Annotated in this window: 15 protein-coding genes; 7 read left to right on the top strand and 8 right to left on the bottom strand. The window is 69.4% G+C overall.

Annotated features, from left to right (window positions below; all coding sequences use genetic code 11):
• Positions 1-6: 6 nt before the first annotated feature.
• Both NWF34_RS01025 and gluA read right to left on the bottom strand, forming a co-directional pair.
• On the bottom strand, positions 7-1047 hold the full coding sequence (locus NWF34_RS01025) for a glutamate ABC transporter substrate-binding protein (protein WP_236577606.1): 1041 nt from the start codon (positions 1045-1047) through the stop codon (positions 7-9).
• Between the two features lie 7 nt (positions 1048-1054).
• Entirely contained in the window at positions 1055-1783 is a 729-nt protein-coding gene (gene gluA / locus NWF34_RS01020) for a glutamate ABC transporter ATP-binding protein GluA (protein WP_024498485.1), read from the bottom strand.
• Between the two features lie 143 nt (positions 1784-1926).
• On the opposite strand from gluA, the gene miaB reads away from it, so the two are divergent.
• On the top strand, positions 1927-3474 hold the full coding sequence (gene miaB / locus NWF34_RS01015) for a tRNA (N6-isopentenyl adenosine(37)-C2)-methylthiotransferase MiaB (protein ID WP_024498486.1): 1548 nt from the start codon (positions 1927-1929) through the stop codon (positions 3472-3474).
• Positions 3475-3510: 36 nt separating this feature from the next.
• A complete protein-coding gene (locus NWF34_RS01010) occupies positions 3511-4101 on the top strand; it encodes a hypothetical protein (RefSeq protein WP_096273859.1) in 591 nt (196 codons plus the stop codon).
• 152 nt (positions 4102-4253) lie between these two features.
• Here the strand turns inward: NWF34_RS01010 and NWF34_RS01005 are convergent, their stop codons facing one another.
• A complete protein-coding gene (locus NWF34_RS01005) occupies positions 4254-5618 on the bottom strand; it encodes a DUF349 domain-containing protein (RefSeq protein ID WP_024498488.1) in 1365 nt (454 codons plus the stop codon).
• A gap of 214 nt (positions 5619-5832) precedes the next feature.
• On the opposite strand from NWF34_RS01005, the gene NWF34_RS01000 reads away from it, so the two are divergent.
• The 4 genes from NWF34_RS01000 to hflX are packed head-to-tail and all read left to right on the top strand — an operon-like array spanning position 5833 to position 9944.
• Positions 5833-6582 (top strand): hypothetical protein, encoded by a 750-nt coding sequence (locus NWF34_RS01000; RefSeq protein WP_024498489.1) that lies wholly within the window; start codon positions 5833-5835, stop codon positions 6580-6582.
• Positions 6579-7496, top strand: coding sequence for a tRNA (adenosine(37)-N6)-dimethylallyltransferase MiaA (miaA, locus tag NWF34_RS00995; protein WP_024498490.1), 918 nt, complete (start codon positions 6579-6581; stop codon positions 7494-7496). Before NWF34_RS01000 ends, miaA begins: the two co-directional genes overlap by 4 nt.
• Before the next feature lie 45 nt (positions 7497-7541).
• On the top strand, positions 7542-8438 hold the full coding sequence (gene dapF, locus NWF34_RS00990) for a diaminopimelate epimerase (RefSeq protein ID WP_024498491.1): 897 nt from the start codon (positions 7542-7544) through the stop codon (positions 8436-8438).
• A 51-nt stretch (positions 8439-8489) separates the two neighbouring features.
• Positions 8490-9944, top strand: coding sequence for a GTPase HflX (gene hflX, locus NWF34_RS00985; RefSeq protein WP_024498492.1), 1455 nt, complete (start codon positions 8490-8492; stop codon positions 9942-9944).
• A gap of 21 nt (positions 9945-9965) precedes the next feature.
• Here the strand turns inward: hflX and NWF34_RS00980 are convergent, their stop codons facing one another.
• From NWF34_RS00980 to NWF34_RS00965, 4 genes are all read right to left on the bottom strand, one after another.
• Positions 9966-10226 (bottom strand): HPr family phosphocarrier protein, encoded by a 261-nt coding sequence (locus NWF34_RS00980; RefSeq protein WP_006436465.1) that lies wholly within the window; start codon positions 10224-10226, stop codon positions 9966-9968.
• A gap of 71 nt (positions 10227-10297) precedes the next feature.
• Positions 10298-12373, bottom strand: coding sequence for a fructose-specific PTS transporter subunit EIIC (locus tag NWF34_RS00975; protein WP_024498493.1), 2076 nt, complete (start codon positions 12371-12373; stop codon positions 10298-10300).
• 59 nt (positions 12374-12432) lie between these two features.
• Positions 12433-13398: a 1-phosphofructokinase gene (gene pfkB / locus NWF34_RS00970; protein ID WP_024498494.1), complete on the bottom strand. Its 966-nt coding sequence runs from the start codon at positions 13396-13398 to the stop codon at positions 12433-12435.
• The gene (locus NWF34_RS00965; protein WP_024498495.1) at positions 13395-14165 is read right to left on the bottom strand and encodes a DeoR/GlpR family DNA-binding transcription regulator; all 771 of its coding nucleotides are present in this window, start codon (positions 14163-14165) and stop codon (positions 13395-13397) included. The genes pfkB and NWF34_RS00965 overlap by 4 nt, the downstream gene beginning before the upstream one ends.
• A gap of 134 nt (positions 14166-14299) precedes the next feature.
• Here NWF34_RS00965 and NWF34_RS00960 point away from each other — a divergent pair, with 134 nt between their 5' ends.
• Positions 14300-16000, top strand: coding sequence for a phosphoenolpyruvate--protein phosphotransferase (locus NWF34_RS00960; protein ID WP_258324049.1), 1701 nt, complete (start codon positions 14300-14302; stop codon positions 15998-16000).
• Here NWF34_RS00960 and lexA read toward each other — a convergent pair.
• Positions 15978-16685, bottom strand: a complete 708-nt coding sequence (gene lexA / locus NWF34_RS00955; protein WP_006436470.1) for a transcriptional repressor LexA — start codon at positions 16683-16685, stop codon at positions 15978-15980. The genes NWF34_RS00960 and lexA overlap by 23 nt on opposite strands.
• Positions 16686-16789 lie beyond the last annotated feature (104 nt).

Here is a 16789-nt window from a genome sequence, read left to right as displayed (position 1 = left end):
TTCCTCTCACTCGAGTCCGGGCGGGCACGGCTTGGATGGTGAATCGAGGAATTCGAGGTCACCGGGGTCGGGTTTGTAGGGGAACTTCGACCCGGGACGATCCGCGCGGGCGATGATCTCGTCCACGTACTCGTTGCCGAGAGCTTCGCGCAGGTCGGCGTTCCATGGTGACTCCCCGAGGCCGGCATCAGAGCTCCCGGCCGGGGTCAGCATGGCGTCGAGGGCCTTGTTGATCGCATCCACGGCGGCTTTGTCGCCGAGAGCGACACCGACGCCGTAGCGCTCGGTCGAGAACGGACTGCCGGCCGTTTTCAAGGCGTCCTTCACGCACGCGTCCTTGAGGTAGGTCATCTCGACGAGCTTGAACTCGTCCTTCCAGAAGTTGGCGTAACCGGCGAGGATCGCCTCGTCGGTCGTCAGGGCGTCGACCTTGTCTCGGCGCAGCGCCTCGACACACGCCGAGTAGGAGTCGTACTCCTGCAGCTGGACCGTCGGCAGCTGGGCCTTCACGTTCTGCGCCGATGTCGAGCCGGTGACCGAACAGAGCTTCTTGCCCTTGTCCAGGTCGGTGAGTTCGTCGATCGAGTTGTCGTCGGCGCGCACCATCAGACCCTGATAGGTCTGTAGGTAGGGGCCGCCGAACGACACCTTCTTGGAGCGGCTCGCGTTGATCGAATAGGTGGCGGCGATGAGGTCGACCTCGCCGTTGTCGATCATCGCCTCGCGACGGGCCGACGGCGTTTCCCGCCAGGTGATCTCCGGGTGGTCCACGCCGAGGTCGTCGGCTATGGAATTGACCACATACGTGGCGACCGACGCGTCGAAGCCGGTGACGTTGCCGTTCGGCTCGTAGAGCCCGAGTCCCGGCTGGTCGAACTTGACGCCCAGGACCACCGAACCGTCGCGGATCGAGTTCAGCAGGCTGCGGGGCTCGGTGCTCCCGCAGGCCGACAGCAGTCCGGTCAGCAGTGCCCCGACCGCGAGAAGCAGGCCGGCACGACGCCATCGGGACAAGTGTTGATGTGTGTGTGGTGTGGTGTGGCTCATCCGCATCTCAGTGCCCCAGGATCTTGCCGAGGAAGTCGCGCGCTCGGTCGGTCTTGGGGGCGGTGAAGAAGGTGTCGGGTTCGGAGTCCTCGATGATCGCGCCGTCGGCCATGAAGATCACCCGGTCGGCGGCCTTGCGGGCAAAGCCCATCTCATGGGTGACGACCAGCATCGTCATGCCCTCCTTGGCCAGGGAGACCATCACGTCGAGCACCTCGTTGACCATCTCCGGGTCGAGCGCCGACGTCGGCTCGTCGAACAGCATGATCTTCGGGTCCATCGCGAGGGAGCGGGCGATGGCGACGCGCTGCTGCTGGCCCCCGGACAGCTGGGCCGGGTACTTGTCCTTCTGGCTCGCGATGCCGACCCGCTCGAGCAGTTCGAGTGCGCGCTTGTCCGCGTCGGCCTTGGACTTCTTGCGCACCTTCGTCGGTGCGAGGGTCACATTCTCGAGAATCGTCTTGTGCGAGAACAGGTTGAAGGACTGGAACACCATGCCGACATCGGCGCGCAGTCGCGCGAGGTCCTTGCCCTCGGCCGGCAGGACCTGACCCTCGACCCGGATCTCGCCCTCATCGATCGGCTCGAGCCGGTTGATGGTCCGGCACAGCGTCGACTTGCCCGACCCGGATGGACCGAGGACCACCACCACCTGTCCGGCGGGAACCTCGAGGTCGATGTCCTTGAGTACGTGCAGCGAACCGAAGTGCTTCTGCACCCCGCGCATCGCGATCATCGGCTGGGACCCTGGGCCCGCGGACTTGCTCGGCGAAACGGTCATTCGTGAACCCTAACCAAATACGTGCCATCGAGTCGCGCAGGTGACGCCGAATCGGCGATTTGCGTGGGCCCCGTACCCTGGTAGGAGTGAGTATCGAGTTGTCGGATCGGCCTGACGAGGCTGCATCAGCCCAGTCACCCCGCAGCTATCAGGTCCGTACCTATGGCTGCCAGATGAACGTCCACGACTCCGAACGCATCTCCGGTCTTCTCGAGGACGCGGGATACGTCCGTGCGGCCGAGGACGACGACGCCGATCTGGTCGTCTTCAACACCTGCGCGATCCGCGAGAACGCCGACAACAAGCTCTACGGCAACCTGTCGCATCTCGCGCCGGTGAAGTCCAGCCGTCCGGGCATGCAGATCGCCGTCGGTGGATGCCTCGCGCAGAAGGACAAGGACACCGTCGTCGCCAAGGCGCCGTGGGTCGACGTCGTGTTCGGCACCCACAACATCGGCTCGCTGCCGGCGCTGCTCGACCGTGCCCGTCACAACGCGGAAGCGCAGGTCGAGATCCTCGACTCCCTCGAACGATTCCCCTCGACGCTGCCCGCGAAGCGCGACTCGGCCTACTCCGGATGGGTGTCGGTGTCGGTGGGCTGCAACAACACGTGCACCTTCTGCATCGTGCCGTCGCTGCGCGGCAAGGAGGTCGACCGACGACCCGGTGACGTACTGGCCGAGGTCCAGGCGCTCGTCGACCAGGGCGTCGTCGAGGTGACCCTGCTCGGTCAGAACGTCAACGCCTACGGCATGTCCTTCGCCGATCCCGACCAGCCCCGCAACCGCGGCGCCTTCGCCGAGTTGCTGCGGGCCTGCGGGACCATCGAGGGGCTCGAGCGGGTCCGCTTCACCTCGCCGCATCCGGCCGAGTTCACCGACGACGTGATCGAGGCGATGGCGCAGACCCCCAACGTGTGCCCGCAGCTGCACATGCCGCTGCAATCCGGCTCCGATCGCATCCTGCGCGCCATGCGACGCAGCTACCGCCAGACCAGATTCCTCGGCATCCTCGACAAGGTCCGTGAGGCGATGCCGCATGCGGCGATCACCACCGACATCATCGTCGGGTTCCCGGGGGAGACCGAGGAGGACTTCCAGGCGACCCTCGACGTCGTCGAACGTGCGCGGTTCTCCAGCGCTTTCACCTTCCAGTACTCGCCGCGTCCCGGGACGCCGGCCGCGACGATGCCCGACCAGGTGCCGGCCGAGGTCGTCGGCGAGCGCTACCAACGCCTCATCGCCCTGCAGGAGCGGATCTGCCTGTCCGAGAACGAATCCCTGACCGGCACCGAGGTGGAGCTGCTCGTCGTCGCCGACGAGGGACGCAAGTCCGCCAAGACCCGGCGCATGACCGGTCGCGCGCGTGACGGACGTCTGGTGCACTTCGCGCCCGGCGACGTCGCCTCCGGTATCCGTCCCGGCGACGTGGTCCACACCGTCGTGACCGCGGCCGCGCCGCACCACCTGATCGCCGACGCCGGGGTGCTTTCGCACCGCCGCACGCGCGCCGGCGACGCCTACGAGCAGAGCCGCACGCCGACCACTGCGCCCGTCGGGGTGGGCCTCGGTCTGCCGACTGTTGGTCCCCCCGAGCTCGCACCCGCGACCGCCGACGCCGGATGCGGCAGCGCGTGCGGTGGCTGAGCGTGCACGAACTCGAGATAGAAACAAAGTGAGGCGATGACGATGTCCGAGGATCCGTTCAAGGAGTATGAGAGCGATCTCCGCAAGGCGGAGCGTCGTGTGGCCGGTGAGATCGACCCCGGAGCCCGCGCGGTCGTCGTGGCCGTCGCCGTGTTGCTCGCCATGGTGTCGCTGGTCCTGCCGCACACGGGCTCCGTGACCGGTCTCGAGGTGCTGTCCTTGACACCCGAGGCAGCGGCCGAACGAGTCACCATCGTGTCGAAGATCTTCGTCTACCTGGTGGCGATCTTCGGCATCGCGATGTCGATGCTCGCGCTGCTGACCCGCCGATGGGTTCTGGCGTGGATCGCGTTGTGCGGCTGCGCGATCGCCTGCGTGGCGGGCATGCTCGCGTGGTGGTCGCGCAACACCCCCGGCGTCGGTGGCGTCGAACCCCCGTCGGGTGTGGGCGTCGGTCTGATCCTCGGCTGGATCGCGGTCTTCGTCCTCACCTTCCACTGGTCGCGCGTGGTGTGGGCGCGTTCGTCCTACCACCTGGCGATGGAGGCCGAGCGTCGCAGGCAGGCCGCCGAGCAGGAGGCCTACGCCTCCGCGCTCTACCGCAAGGACCCCGACGACCAGTCCTGAACGATCGGCTCCGCAAGCTCCGCTCCCTGAGGAGGCCCGGAGCCTGCGGAGGGCCGTAAGCTCCGCTCCCTGAGGAGGCCCGGAGCCTGCGGAGGGCCGTAAGCTCCGCTCCCTGAGGAGGCCCGGAGCCTGCGGAGGGCCGTCTCGAAGGGTCAGCGGTCGGTCACGGCGCTCTGGGCGGCCACGGCCCACTCGCGCCACTGTGCGGCCTGTTCCCGCAGTGACGCCGCATCGCGGTCCTTGCCGCGTTCGGCTGCCTTGCGGGCCTGCTCCTCGAACTGTGCGGCGCGATCCGCGAACTGTGCGGCACGTGCCTGGGCCTCGGGGTCGGTGCGCTGCCACTGCGCGTCCTCGGCGTCGCGGATGCGCTTCTCGAGAGCACGCGCGCGTGCCTCCAGCGAGTGCATCTGATCGCGCGGCACCTTGCCGATCTCATCCCACTTGTCTCGGAACGCCCGGAACTCACGGCGTGCGCCGTCCAGGTCGGCGGACGGGTTGATGGCGCGCTCGGCGGCGTCGAGCAGCGCGATCTTGGCGGTCGCATTGGCGGTGAACTCGGCGTCGCGTTCGGAGGTCGCGGCGTTGCGGGCGTTGAAGAAGACGTCCTGGGCGGCCTTGAATCGCTGCCACAGGGCTTCGTCGGTGTCGCGGGGGGCGCGGCCGGCGGCCTTCCACTCACCCAGGAGTTCGCGGAACTTCGCCGAGGTGGGTCCCCATTCGGTCGACGAGGACAGTTCCTCGGCGCGGGCGATCAGCGCCTCTTTTCGTTCCTTGGCGCCCGCTCGTTCGCGGTCGAGTTCGGCGAAGTGCGCACCGCGGCGGCGATTGAAGGCATCGCGTGCCTTCGCGTAGCGCTTCCACAGGACGTCGTCGGTCTTGCGATCGATGCCCTTGATCGCCTTCCACTCGTCGAGGATCTCGCGGAGCCGGTCGCCGGCGCTCTTCCAGTTGGTGGCCTCGGCGCCGATCTGTTCGGCCTCGGTGGCGAGGGTCTCCTTGCGGGCGATGGCGGCGGCGCGGGTCTTCTCGCGCTCGGCGCGCAGCGACTCGGCGACCTCGTCGGCGCTGCCCACGATCGCCTCCAGCCGCCGCTGCAGCGCGGCGACGTCGCCGATGACATGAGCGTTGGGCAGATCGTCGAGCAGGTGCTTGGCCGCCGCCTGCGCCTTGCGCGGATCACCCGAGCGTGCGCTGAGGCGTTCCTCGAGGATCTCGACCTCGGTGGCGAGATCGTCGAAACGGCGCGCGAAGTGGGCGAGACCCTCTTCGATCGTGCCGGCCTGCCACTGGCCGATCTCGCGTTCACCGTCGGCGGTCTTGAGCCAGACCACACCCGAGGAGTCGATCCGGCCGTAGCGGTGCGGGTCGCCGGCGCTGATGTGCGGAACGACAGGTTCGTGGGCTCCCGGCCGCGGGCCCGGCTTGGGGCGAGGGCCGGGTTTGGGTCCGGGCTTCGGCCCCGGCGCGCCCGTCTGGGGTGCCTGGGTGGCCGCGGAGGGATCGGTCGGGTGGGTCATCTGCACAAGTCCTGCCGCTCATTGGTGCCGCGCGTCACGGCTGCCGGTCGCTGGGTCGGTTCTCGCCGGGCATCGTAACGCCGCGGCGACAGCCGACAGTACGGATCCATTCAAGCAGTTCAGGCGCGTGCATGTGGCGTGCGTGCCGACTTGCCGACATCCGTGTCGGGGTTCGGCCGTCGGCGGCCGCGCCCGGTTCGACTAGCGTCGTGGTGTGCTTGCGGCCGTCGTCTTCGTACCGAGTGCCCCGTTGCTGGTACCCGAGTTGACCGGTCCGTCGGCGTTCGACACCGAACCCGTGCGATCGGCGGTCGGTGATGCCCTCGCCGACGCCGCGGCGACCGGGATCGACAGGTGGGTCGTGGTCGGTGCGACCGACGAGCCGATGACCGGGCCGGTCGACGAGGCGGAATCGGGCAGTTTCGCCCGGTTCGGGGTCGATCTCCGGGTGAGCCTGAGCGGTGTCGGGCCGGACGCCGAGACCGGCCCCCGGATGAGCCTGTCGGGGCTGATCGGTGCCTGGCTGCGCGAGTCGGCGTCGCTGGGCCCGACGACCGCGTTCATCGTCGGCCGGGAGACGACGCCTCGTGAGTGCGCCGCGATCGGTGCGGATCTCGCCGCGCTGCTGGGCGATTCGCGCGAGCGGGTCGGACTCCTGGTGGTCGGCGACGGCTCGACCGCGCTGACGCCCAAGGCGCCGGGCGGTGGTCGACGGGACTCCGCGGTCGCCCTCAACGACGCGATCGTCGCCGCGATCGGCGGCGCCGACACGGCAACGCTGGCCGCACTCGAAGCCGGACCCTGTGACAACGAGGGAGTCGGCGGCCGGGTGGCGTGGCAGGTCGTCGCGGCCGCTGTCGAGAACTCCGGCTCCGCCCTCGTCGCGAAGACGGGCTACGCCGACGCGCCGTTCGGTGTCGGCTACGTCGTCGCGACGTGGACCGTCACCGGTGATCCGGCATGAGCGATCACTCGGCGCCGCGGCCGATCATGGTCGTCGGTCCGACGGCGTGCGGGAAATCCGACCTCGCCCTCGACCTGGCCGAGCGGCTGGACGGGGAGATCATCAACATCGACGCCATGCAGCAGTACCGCGGCATGGACATCGGGACGGCCAAGGTGCCCGTCGCCGACCGCCGCGGCATCGTGCATCACCAGATCGACGTCCTCGACGTGACCGAGGTGGCCACCGTCGCCCGGTATCAGCAGGCTGCCTCCGCCGACGTGGAGCGTCTTCTCCACGCGGGGCGCATACCGGTGATCGTCGGCGGATCGATGATGTACATCCAGGGACTGCTCGACAACTGGCAGTTCCCGGCGACCGATCCCGAGGTTCGCGGCCGCTACGAGGAGATGCTCGCCGAGCGCGGTGTCGCCGAGATGCACCGGTTGCTCGCCTCGGTCGATCCGGCGGCGGCCGCCACCATTCTCGACACCGACGGTCGGCGCGTCGTCCGTGCTCTCGAGGTGGTCGAACTGACCGGGCAGCCTTTTGCGGCATCGCAGCCGACGATCGGTGAACCCCGTTGGGGTACCACGATTCTCGCGCTCGACCGGGAGACCGCCGAACTCGACGACCGGATCGCGCGGCGTACCCGGCTGATGTTCGAGACCGGTCTGACCGACGAGGTCGAGGCCCTGTGCGCCGCCGGACTGCGGGAGGGCCGCACGGCGTCGCAGGCCATCGGGTACAAACAGGTCCTCGCGGCACTCGACGGCGAGTACGACATGGCGCAGGCCGAGGAACTCACCTTCATCGGCACCCGCCGGTACGTGCGCAGGCAGCGGTCCTGGTTCCGGCGCGATCACCGCGCCGTGTGGCTCGACGCCGCCGCCCCCGATCTCGCCGACCGCGCCCTCGCGGCCGCCGCCGTGTGAGATCACCGGCAGCTGACGCTCTGCGTGACAAGTAGTCTGGGGCGCGTGAGTTCCCACCAGACCGGTCTGCGCTTCGTGAAGGGGCACGGCACCCAGAACGATTTCGTCGTGCTCGCCGACCCGGCCGCCGAACTGGCCCTCGACACCGAGATGGTCGCGGCGCTGTGCGATCGTCAGCGGGGCATCGGGGCCGACGGCCTGCTGCGCGTGGCGCGCACGGGTGCGCTCGTCGAACGCGGCGTCCTCGCCGCCCTTCCCGACGGGGTCGCGGCCGACGACTGGTTCATGGATTACCGCAACGGGGACGGCTCGATCGCCGAGATGTGCGGCAACGGGGTCCGGGTCTTCGCCCACTTCGTCCGCGCCACCGGACTCACCGCCACCGACGCCTTCACCGTGGGATCGCGCGCCGGTGCGCGGCCGGTGATCATCCACCACTTCGACGACGTGCACGCCGAGGTCACCGTGGAGATGGGCGTCGCGCGCCTCGACGGCACCTCGGTGGTGCGGATCGGCGACGACGTCTACCCGGGCGCCAAGGTCGACGTCGGCAACCCGCACCTGGCGTGCGTGGTCGCCGATCTCACCGCCGACGAACTCGCGGCCGTCGACTTCGCCGCCGGAGTGGTCATCGAACCGGGCGACTTCCCGAACGGAGCCAATGTCGAGCTGCTGACCCCGCCGGTCGAGGACGTCGACGGGCGGCTGTATGCACGGATGCGGGTCTTCGAACGCGGCGTCGGCGAGACGCGCAGTTGCGGAACGGGCCTGGTCGCGGCCACGCGGGCCGCTCTCGATGCACGCGGTCAGGACACCGGTGAACTGCGCATCGGCATCCCGGGCGGCGAGGTCACCGTGACCATCCGGCCCGACGGCTCCACCCTGCGCGGCCCCTCCATGCTGGTCGCCGACGGTGTCCTGCGACCCGGTTGGGACCGCTGAGCCGATAATCACGTGCTGAGCAGGGGGCGGGCGTGAGACCATGGATCCCGTATGACCGAATCATCAGCACAGATCCTTTCCTCAGCGGACCTCGACGATCGCACCGGTGACATCCGGGACGACGATCCGACGGTCGGCGAACTCCAACTCTCCGAGCGCGCGTCACTGCAGCGCGTCGCCGGACTCTCCACCGAACTCACCGACGTCACCGAGGTCGAGTACCGGCAGCTCCGTCTCGAGAAGGTGGTCCTCGTCGGTGTCTGGACCGAGGGCAGCGCCGCCTCGGCCAAGGCCAACATGACCGAACTCGCGGCCCTGGCCGAGACCGCCGGCTCGCAGGTCCTCGACGCGGTGATCCAGCGTCGTTCCAAACCGGACTCGGCCACCTACATCGGCAGCGGCAAGGCCGACGAACTCCGCGAGATCGTCCTCTCGACCGGCGCCGACACCGTCATCTGCGACGGTGAGCTCACCCCGGCGCAGCTCACCGCGCTGGAGAAGGTCGTCAAGGTCAAGGTCATCGACCGCACCGCGCTGATCCTCGACATCTTCGCCCAGCACGCCACATCCCGGGAGGGCAAGGCGCAGGTCTCGCTCGCGCAGATGGAGTACATGCTCCCGCGCCTGCGTGGTTGGGGTGAGTCGATGTCCCGCCAGGCCGGCGGCCGTGCCGGCAGCAACGGCGGCGTGGGCCTGCGTGGTCCCGGTGAGACCAAGATCGAGACCGACCGTCGCCGCATCCGTGAGCGGATGGCCAAGCTGCGGCGCGAGATCCGCGACATGAAGAAGGCGCGCACCACCAAGCGTGCGGCGCGCCATCGTTCGTCGATCCCGTCGATCACGGTCGCCGGCTACACCAACGCCGGCAAGTCGAGTCTCGTCAACGCCATGACCGGCGCCGGTGTCCTCGTCCAGGACGCGCTGTTCGCGACGCTCGACCCGACAACCCGGCGCGCCACCCTCGACGACGGCCGGGCCGTGGTCTTCACCGACACCGTCGGTTTCGTCCGCCACCTGCCGACCCAACTCGTCGAGGCGTTCCGGTCGACGCTCGAAGAGGTCGTCGACGCCGATCTCCTCCTGCATGTGGTCGACGGATCGGATCCGTTCCCGATGGAACAGATCTCGGCCGTCCGTCAGGTCATCGGCGAGATCGTCGCCGAGGAGAAGGTCGAGGCGCCACCGGAACTGTTGGTCATCAACAAGATCGACGCGATCGACGGCAACCGGCTCACCGAGCTGCGCGGTGCGGTGGGTGTCGACGCGGTCTTCGTCTCGGCACGCACAGGTGAAGGACTGCCCGAACTGTTCGACCGGGTCCGCGAGTTCGTGGGCCGCGAGGACGTCGAACTCACCATCGAGGTGCCGTTCTCGCGCGGCGACATCGTCTCGCGGATCCACAGCGAGGGCGAGGTCCTCGACTCCGAGCACACCGAGTCGGGCACCACCATGAAGGTCCGCGTCCCGGCCGCTTTCGCGGGCGAGATCGCGGACCTCACGGTGTAGACCTGCTCAGCCGGCGTCCGTTCAGTCGGCATCCAGATCGGTCTCGACGAGGGTGACGATCTTGTCGAGCGCTGCCTGATCCTCGGCGGTGACCACGACCTTGGCGCCCTTCTCGGCGCCGAGGGTCATGATCATCAGTGCCGAACCGGCGTCGACCGGGTCGCCGCCCTCGAGTTCGAGGGTCACGGTGCTGCCGGAGTCGGCGACGGCCTCGGCGATGATCGTGGCCGGCCGGGCGTGCAGGCCGACGGCCGATCCGACGGTGGCGGTGGTGCTGGGCATGGTGCCTCCTGTGTTGCTGGGGTATTCGGTTGTCGTGCTGGATGAAACGTCGGGTATGAGTGGGTCTGGGATCAGGCTGCCACGGCCTCGAGGTCGGCCGCTGCCACCTCCCTGGTCCTGCCGAATTGCTTCGCCGCGGTCACCGCGACCGCGCTGAGCACGGTGCCGGCGACGAGGGCCACGAGGAACAGCACCCAGTTGTTCATGGCGAAGAAGACGAAGATGCCGCCGTGTGGGGCGCGGAGCTCCACACCGAACGCCATGATGAGCGCACCGGACAGTGCGCCGCCGGCCATCATCGACGGGATGACGCGGAACGGGTCGACCGCGGCGAACGGGATGGCACCCTCGGAGATGAACGATGCGCCGAGAAGCCAGGCGGCCTTGCCGTTCTCGCGTTCGGGTTCGGTGAACAGCCCGGGACGCAGCACCGTGGCGAGGGCCAGGGCGAGCGGCGGGACCATGCCGGCGCACATCACCGCGGCCATGATCTGGAACTGTGCGGGACCGGCGGTCGCCGCGTCGGCGATACCGGCGGTTGCGAACAGGTAGGCGGTCTTGTTGACCGGACCGCCGAGGTCGAAGCACATCATCAGGCCCAGCACGATGCCGAGGACGACGGCCGATCCGCCGGACATGCTCTCCAGTCCGGAGTTCATCTGCTCGGTCAGCCAGGCGAGCGGCTTGCCGAGCACCATGTAGAGCAGTCCGCCGACGATCATGCTGCCGAACAGTGGGATGACGACCACCGGCATCAGTCCGCGAGCCCACTGCGGGACCGGGAGCCGCGAGATCCACAGACACGCGGCGCCGGCGATGAGACCGCCGATGAGTGCGCCGATGAAGCTGGCGCCGACGGAGAGGGACACGATGCCCGCGACGAAACCGGGGGCGATGCCGGGGCGGTCGGCGATGGCGAAGGAGATGTAACCGGCGAGGACCGGGACGGCGAGTCCCATCACCCCCGATCCGATCGCGAAACTCACCGCGCCGAGGTACTGCAGGAGCCCGCCGGACGGCAGATCCCAGACGCTGTTGTTGAGCGCGATGTAGACGGCGTCGTTCAGGGACCCGGCGCTGTCGAGGGTGCTGTTGGCGATCTCGTACCCGGCGAGCAGGAAGCCGAGCGCGATGAGCAGGCCGCCCGCCGCGACGAACGGGATCATGTAGCTGACACCGGTCATGAGTGCCTGACGAGTGCGCGCACCGAGTCCGACACCCGACGACGCGCCGGTCTCGGCGCCCTCGGTGCCGCCGTCGTCGGTCACCCGCGCCGCGTCCGGGTTCCGTCCGGCCGCAACGGCTTCGGCGATCATCGCATCGGGTTCGTTGATGGCTCGTTTGACGCCCGAGGCGATCACCGGCTTGCCGTGGAAGCGACCCTTGCCCTTCACCCCGATGTCGGTGGCGAAGATGACGGCGTCCGCGTTCGCGATGACCTCGGGGTCGAACGGCGTGGTGGCCGACGAGCCCTGGGTCTCCACCGCGAAGTCGACATCGGCACGGTCCGCGGCGTACCTGAGCGCGTCCGCGGCCATGTAGGTGTGCGCTATTCCGGTGGGGCAGGCGGTGATCGCGACGATGTGCGGCCGGTTCTGCGCCGGCGTCCGGGCGGTGACCGGGGTGTCCGTGGCCGGCGCCATCGGCGCTGCCGGGGAAGTGGTTGCGGTCGTGGTCTCGGTCTTCTTGGCGTCGGGATCGATGGCCTCGGTGACCAGTTCGATGATGCGTTCGTCGTTCTCGGCGGCGCGGAGGGACGCGACGAAGTCGGGGCGGACCAGCGAACGCGCCAGGGAGCTCAGCACTTTCATGTGCGCCGCCGCACCGCCCTCGGGGGCGGCGATGAGGAAGACGAGGTCGGCCGGCCCGTCGGGTGCCCCGAAGTCGACCTGGCGCGACAGTCGCGCCATGGCAAGGCTCGCCGTCGTCACCGATGCGGTGCGCGCGTGAGGGATGGCGATGCCGCCGGGGAGCCCGGTGGCCGACTTGGCTTCCCGCTCGAGTGCCGCGCGGGCCAGATCGGCGGGGTCGGTGGTCCGTCCGGCAGCGGCCAGGGCGTCGGCGAGGGTGGTGATGACGGCGGCGGGGTCTGCACCGGCGTCGACGTCGAGACTCACCGTCTGGGCGGTGATGATCTGCTCGGTCATGGGATGTCCTTCGGCATGGAGAGGGGCGGAGTGGTCGGGTGCCCGGTGGGGGATTCGGTTCAGTTCATCGGGGCGGCCCCGGAGAGTTCCGTGACCGTGACCCCGGACAGGTCGAGGTGGTGGGGGGTGGGGGAGGAGGTGCCCGCCAGTGCGGCGGCGGCCGAACCGTAGGCGACGGCGGACCGCAGACAGTCGGGAGCCGACGCGCCACGCGTCTGCGCGACGAGGAATCCGGCGAGGGAGGAATCACCCGCGCCGACGGTGCTGCGCGGAACGGTGGGTGGCGGCGTCGCGCACCAGACGCCCGCCGCGGTGGCGAGGACCGCGCCCCGTGCCCCGAGCGTGGCCAGCACGGCGCCGCCGATCTGCTCGACGAGCGCCGTGGACGCGGCGACGATGGGACGGAGGTCGTTGCGGGAGAGCGATTCCCGCAACTCTGCCGGATCGGTGCCGGTGAGTTCGGCGAGTTCGTCCTCGTTCGGCTTGATCAGGTCGACTCGTCCGGCGGCGGCCGCACGCAGCGGTGCTCCCGAGGTGTCCACCGCCACGCGGCAACCGGCGGTGACCAGGGCGTCGGCGACGGTCCGATACCAGTCCTCCGGTACGCCGGGCGGCAGTGATCCGCACAGCGTGACCCAGTCCGCGCCGTCCGCGTAGGTGCGGATCAGTGCGCTCAGCGCGGCCAGTTGAGCCGCCGTCAGGCTGACGCCCGGGGCATTGATCTTGGTGGTGGTGCCGTCGGCTTCGGCAATGGTCACGTTCGAGCGCACCTCGCCGTCCACGGGGACCGCGTCGTAGGGGAGTCCGAGCTCGTCGAGGGCGGCGAGCAGCGGGTCGCCCGCACGCGCCGGGAGCAGTGCCCGGGTCGGTAGTCCGGCGGCGGCGACGGTGCGGGCCACGTTGACGCCCTTGCCGCCCGGTTGGGCGCGGACCACACCGGCTCGCTGGACCTCGCCGCGCCGGAGCGGGGTGTCGAGTTCGAGGGTGCGGTCGACGCTGGGATTGGCTGTGACGGTGAGGATCATGCGATCACGACCTCGACGCCGCGGGCGGACAGGGCGGCCGAGAACCTCGGATCGATACCGGAGTCGGTGATCAGGACGTCGATGTCGTCGATGCCGGCGAATCCCGACAGCTCCTCGCGCTCCATCTTCGAACTGTCGGCGAGGACGACGACGCGTCGGGCCGCGGCAACCATCGCCGCCTTCACCGCCGCCTCGTCGGGGTCGGGCGTCGACAGACCGTGCGCTTCGCTGAGGCCGTTGGTGCCGATGAATGCGGTCGTCACGCGCAGCCGTCCCAGTGCGGCGACCGTCTCGGCGCCCACCGTGGCCTGGGTGAGTCCGCGGACGCGACCGCCCAGGGCGTGCAGACCGTCCGCATGGCGGCCGGCGAGCAACCCGGCGATCGGCAGGCTGTTGGTGATCAGCGTCAGATCGCGGTCCCGCGGCATGACCTCCGCGGCACGGAACGTGGTGGTGCCGGCGTCGAAGAGCACCGATCCGCCGTCGGGCGGCAGGAAACGGAGGGCGGCGCGGCCGATGGCGGCCTTCTCCTCGATCTGTTCGGTCTCCCGTTCGGCGATGCCGAGTTCACCGATCACCCGCATCACCTCGGGGCGGACGGCACCGCCGTGGACGCGCTGCAGGTGCCCGCCGCGTTCGAGAACGGCCAGGTCGCGCCGAACCGTCTCGCTGGTCACGTCGAACTTCGCGGCGAGCTCGGCGACCGAGGCGCGCCCTGCGACGCGAACCTCCTCGGCGATGGCCTGCTGTCTCTCCTCGGCGTACACACCGGCTCCGTTCTGATCGTTCCTGCTCACTCGGCCACCGCGAAATGTGGGAATATGTGGCTTTGAATGTTGTAGTAACTGTGTTTACGCCTTTTTATGTTGACAAGTCAAGCCAAATTTGTAACCGTGGTCACATGACGCAGATTCTGACGGGGACGCCGGTCGTCGGTGGTGTGGCTCATGGACCCGCACTGTGGCCGGGACGCCGTCCCGACCACAGTGCGGAGGCGCTCGGCGCCGGTGTCGAGATCTCCGAGGACCAGCGCCCGGAGGAGGTCGCACGATTCACTGCGGCGGCAGGCGTCGTCGCCGCGCGACTCCGTGAGCGCGCGTCGCAGAACACCGGCGTCGCCGCGGAAGTACTCGCCGCCACCGCCGGACTCGCGGAAGACCGCGGCTGGATCGGTGCGGCGTCGGCCCTGATCGCCAGGGGTACGCCGGCACCGTCGGCCGCCGTTGCCGCCACCGAACAGTTCGCCGCGGTGTTCACCAAGCTGGGCGGCCTGATGGCCGAGCGGGTCACGGACCTCAACGACGTCCGCGACCGCGTGCTCGCCGAGCTCCTGGGACTGCCCGAACCCGGGTTGTCCACGCCGGAGGTGCCCTCGATCCTGCTGGCCGACGACCTCGCACCCGCCGACACGGCCGGCCTCGACCCCACCACCACGATTGCCCTCGTGACGCGACTGGGTGGGCCCACCAGCCACACCGCGATCATCGCCCGTCAGCTCGGCATCCCGTGCGTCGTCGCGGTGTCCGGACTCGTCGGGATCGATGCGGGTACGGCGATCCTCGTCGACGGCACCACGGGTGAGATCGCCGTCGACCCCGATGACACCGCCGCGCGAGCCCGAGTCGAGGAGTATCGGCGTCACGCCGCTCGCGTCGCCGGATGGTCGGGTCCGGGTCGCACCGGCGACGGGGTGGAGGTGGCGATCCTGGCCAACGTCGCCGACGGGTCGTCGGCCCGCGCAGCAACCGATCACCCGGTGGAGGGTGTCGGACTGTTCCGTACCGAATTGGCCTTCCTCGAGCGCGCCGAGGAGCCTTCGGTCGACGAGCAGGCGGGCATCTATCGCGAGGTGCTGGACGCTTTCGACGGCCGCAAGGTGGTCATCCGCACCCTCGACGCCGGCTCGGACAAGCCGCTGCGCTTCGTGACCCATCCCGACGAGGCCAACCCGGCACTCGGTGTGCGCGGCGATCGAATCGCCTTGGCGCACCCCGAGATCCGCGCGCGCCAGCTCGACGCGATCGCCCGGGCGGCGCTGGAGGCCGACGCGCAGCCGTGGGTCATGGCCCCGATGATCGCCTCACCCGCCGAGGCGGCGACATTCGCCGCGCAGGTGCGCGAGCGTGGACTCGTCGCCGGTGTGATGATCGAGGTTCCCGCCGCGGCGATCCTGGCCCCGGCGATCCTGGCCGAGGTGGACTTCGTCTCGATCGGCACCAATGACCTCACGCAGTACACGATGGCCGCTGACCGAATGTCCGCCGAGCTCGCATCGCTGACCGATCCGTGGCAGCCGGCCGTGCTGCATCTCGTCGCAACGGTCGCCCGGGCCGGACGTGATCAGGGCAAACCGGTGGGCGTCTGCGGAGAGGCCGCGGCCGATCCGCATCTCGCCTGCGTGCTGGTCGGACTCGGGGTGACCTCGTTGTCGAGCGCTCCCGTCGCGGCGCCCGCGGTCGGCGCCCGGCTCGGCGCGGTCACCCTGGCAACCTGCGAAAACGCGGCGGCGGCCGCGCTGGCCGCCACCGATCCGGCTGCAGCTCGCGCGGCGGTCGCCGCGGTACTCGACAGTGACGAGGTCAGACTCGCCTCATTACGGTGACGACCTTGCCGAGGATGACGGCCTCGTCGCCCGGGATCGGGTCGAACAACTCGTTGTGCGGCATCAGCCAGACATGACCCTTCTGGCGTTTGAAGGTCTTGACCGTGGCCTCGCCGTCGATCATCGCGGCCACGATGTCGCCGTTGTCGGCCACGTTCTGCTGGCGGACGACGACCCAGTCGCCGTCGCAGATCGCGGCGTCGATCATCGACTCGCCGACGACCTTCAGCAGGAACAGCGATCCCTCGCCGACGAGCTCCCGGGGGAGTGGGAACACGTCCTCGACGGCTTCCTCGGCGAGGATCGGTCCGCCTGCGGCGATCCGGCCGAGCACCGGTACGAAAGTGGGTTCGGGCAGTGCTCCGCCGGTCGGCGAGGTCGGCGTCGGGGGTTCGCTCGGCGCGATGTTCACCGCCCGCGGACGGTTGGCATCACGTTTGAGAAGGCCCTTGCGTTCGAGCGTCCGCAGCTGATGGGCGACCGAGGAGGTCGAGGTGAGACCCACCTCGTCACCGATCTCGCGGATGCTCGGCGGGTAACCGCGTTCTCGCACGGATTTGCGGATCACCTCGAGAACTCCGCGCTGCCGCGGCGTCAGCGACGCCTCGGCAGCCGCCATGTCCGCCGGGGTGACGGGCTCGTCGGCGCCCCGCGCTCCGGTGCGCTTACCGCCGTCATCGCTCATGATCGGGTTCCTCTCGATTCCGAACGTGCTGGTAGATCGCTTGTCTTTCGACGAGCCTAGCCGAGAACGCCGACCGCATCAAACATTTGTTCGACGTGTCGCGA

Origin of the sequence: Gordonia sp. GONU (assembly GCF_024733855.1) — a bacterium.
Classification (GTDB): domain Bacteria; phylum Actinomycetota; class Actinomycetes; order Mycobacteriales; family Mycobacteriaceae; genus Gordonia; species Gordonia amicalis.
Note: the sequence above shows the minus strand (reverse complement) of the source record. Positions and strands in the feature narration are given on the sequence as shown.

Excerpts from the sequence above, each read along its gene's own strand:
- NWF34_RS01025 (WP_236577606.1), bottom strand. The coding sequence starts at position 1,047 with ATGAGCCACACCACACCACACACACATCAACACTTGTCCCGATGGCGT.
- gluA (WP_024498485.1), bottom strand. The coding sequence starts at position 1,783 with ATGATCGCGATGCGCGGGGTGCAGAAGCACTTCGGTTCGCTGCACGTA.
- NWF34_RS01010 (WP_096273859.1), top strand. The coding sequence starts at position 3,511 with ATGACGATGTCCGAGGATCCGTTCAAGGAGTATGAGAGCGATCTCCGC.
- NWF34_RS01005 (WP_024498488.1), bottom strand. The coding sequence starts at position 5,618 with ATGACCCACCCGACCGATCCCTCCGCGGCCACCCAGGCACCCCAGACG.
- miaA (WP_024498490.1), top strand. The coding sequence starts at position 6,579 with ATGAGCGATCACTCGGCGCCGCGGCCGATCATGGTCGTCGGTCCGACG.
- hflX (WP_024498492.1), top strand. The coding sequence starts at position 8,490 with ATGACCGAATCATCAGCACAGATCCTTTCCTCAGCGGACCTCGACGAT.
- NWF34_RS00980 (WP_006436465.1), bottom strand. The coding sequence starts at position 10,226 with ATGCCCAGCACCACCGCCACCGTCGGATCGGCCGTCGGCCTGCACGCC.
- NWF34_RS00975 (WP_024498493.1), bottom strand. The coding sequence starts at position 12,373 with ATGACCGAGCAGATCATCACCGCCCAGACGGTGAGTCTCGACGTCGAC.
- pfkB (WP_024498494.1), bottom strand. The coding sequence starts at position 13,398 with ATGATCCTCACCGTCACAGCCAATCCCAGCGTCGACCGCACCCTCGAA.
- NWF34_RS00960 (WP_258324049.1), top strand. The coding sequence starts at position 14,300 with ATGACGCAGATTCTGACGGGGACGCCGGTCGTCGGTGGTGTGGCTCAT.
- lexA (WP_006436470.1), bottom strand. The coding sequence starts at position 16,685 with ATGAGCGATGACGGCGGTAAGCGCACCGGAGCGCGGGGCGCCGACGAG.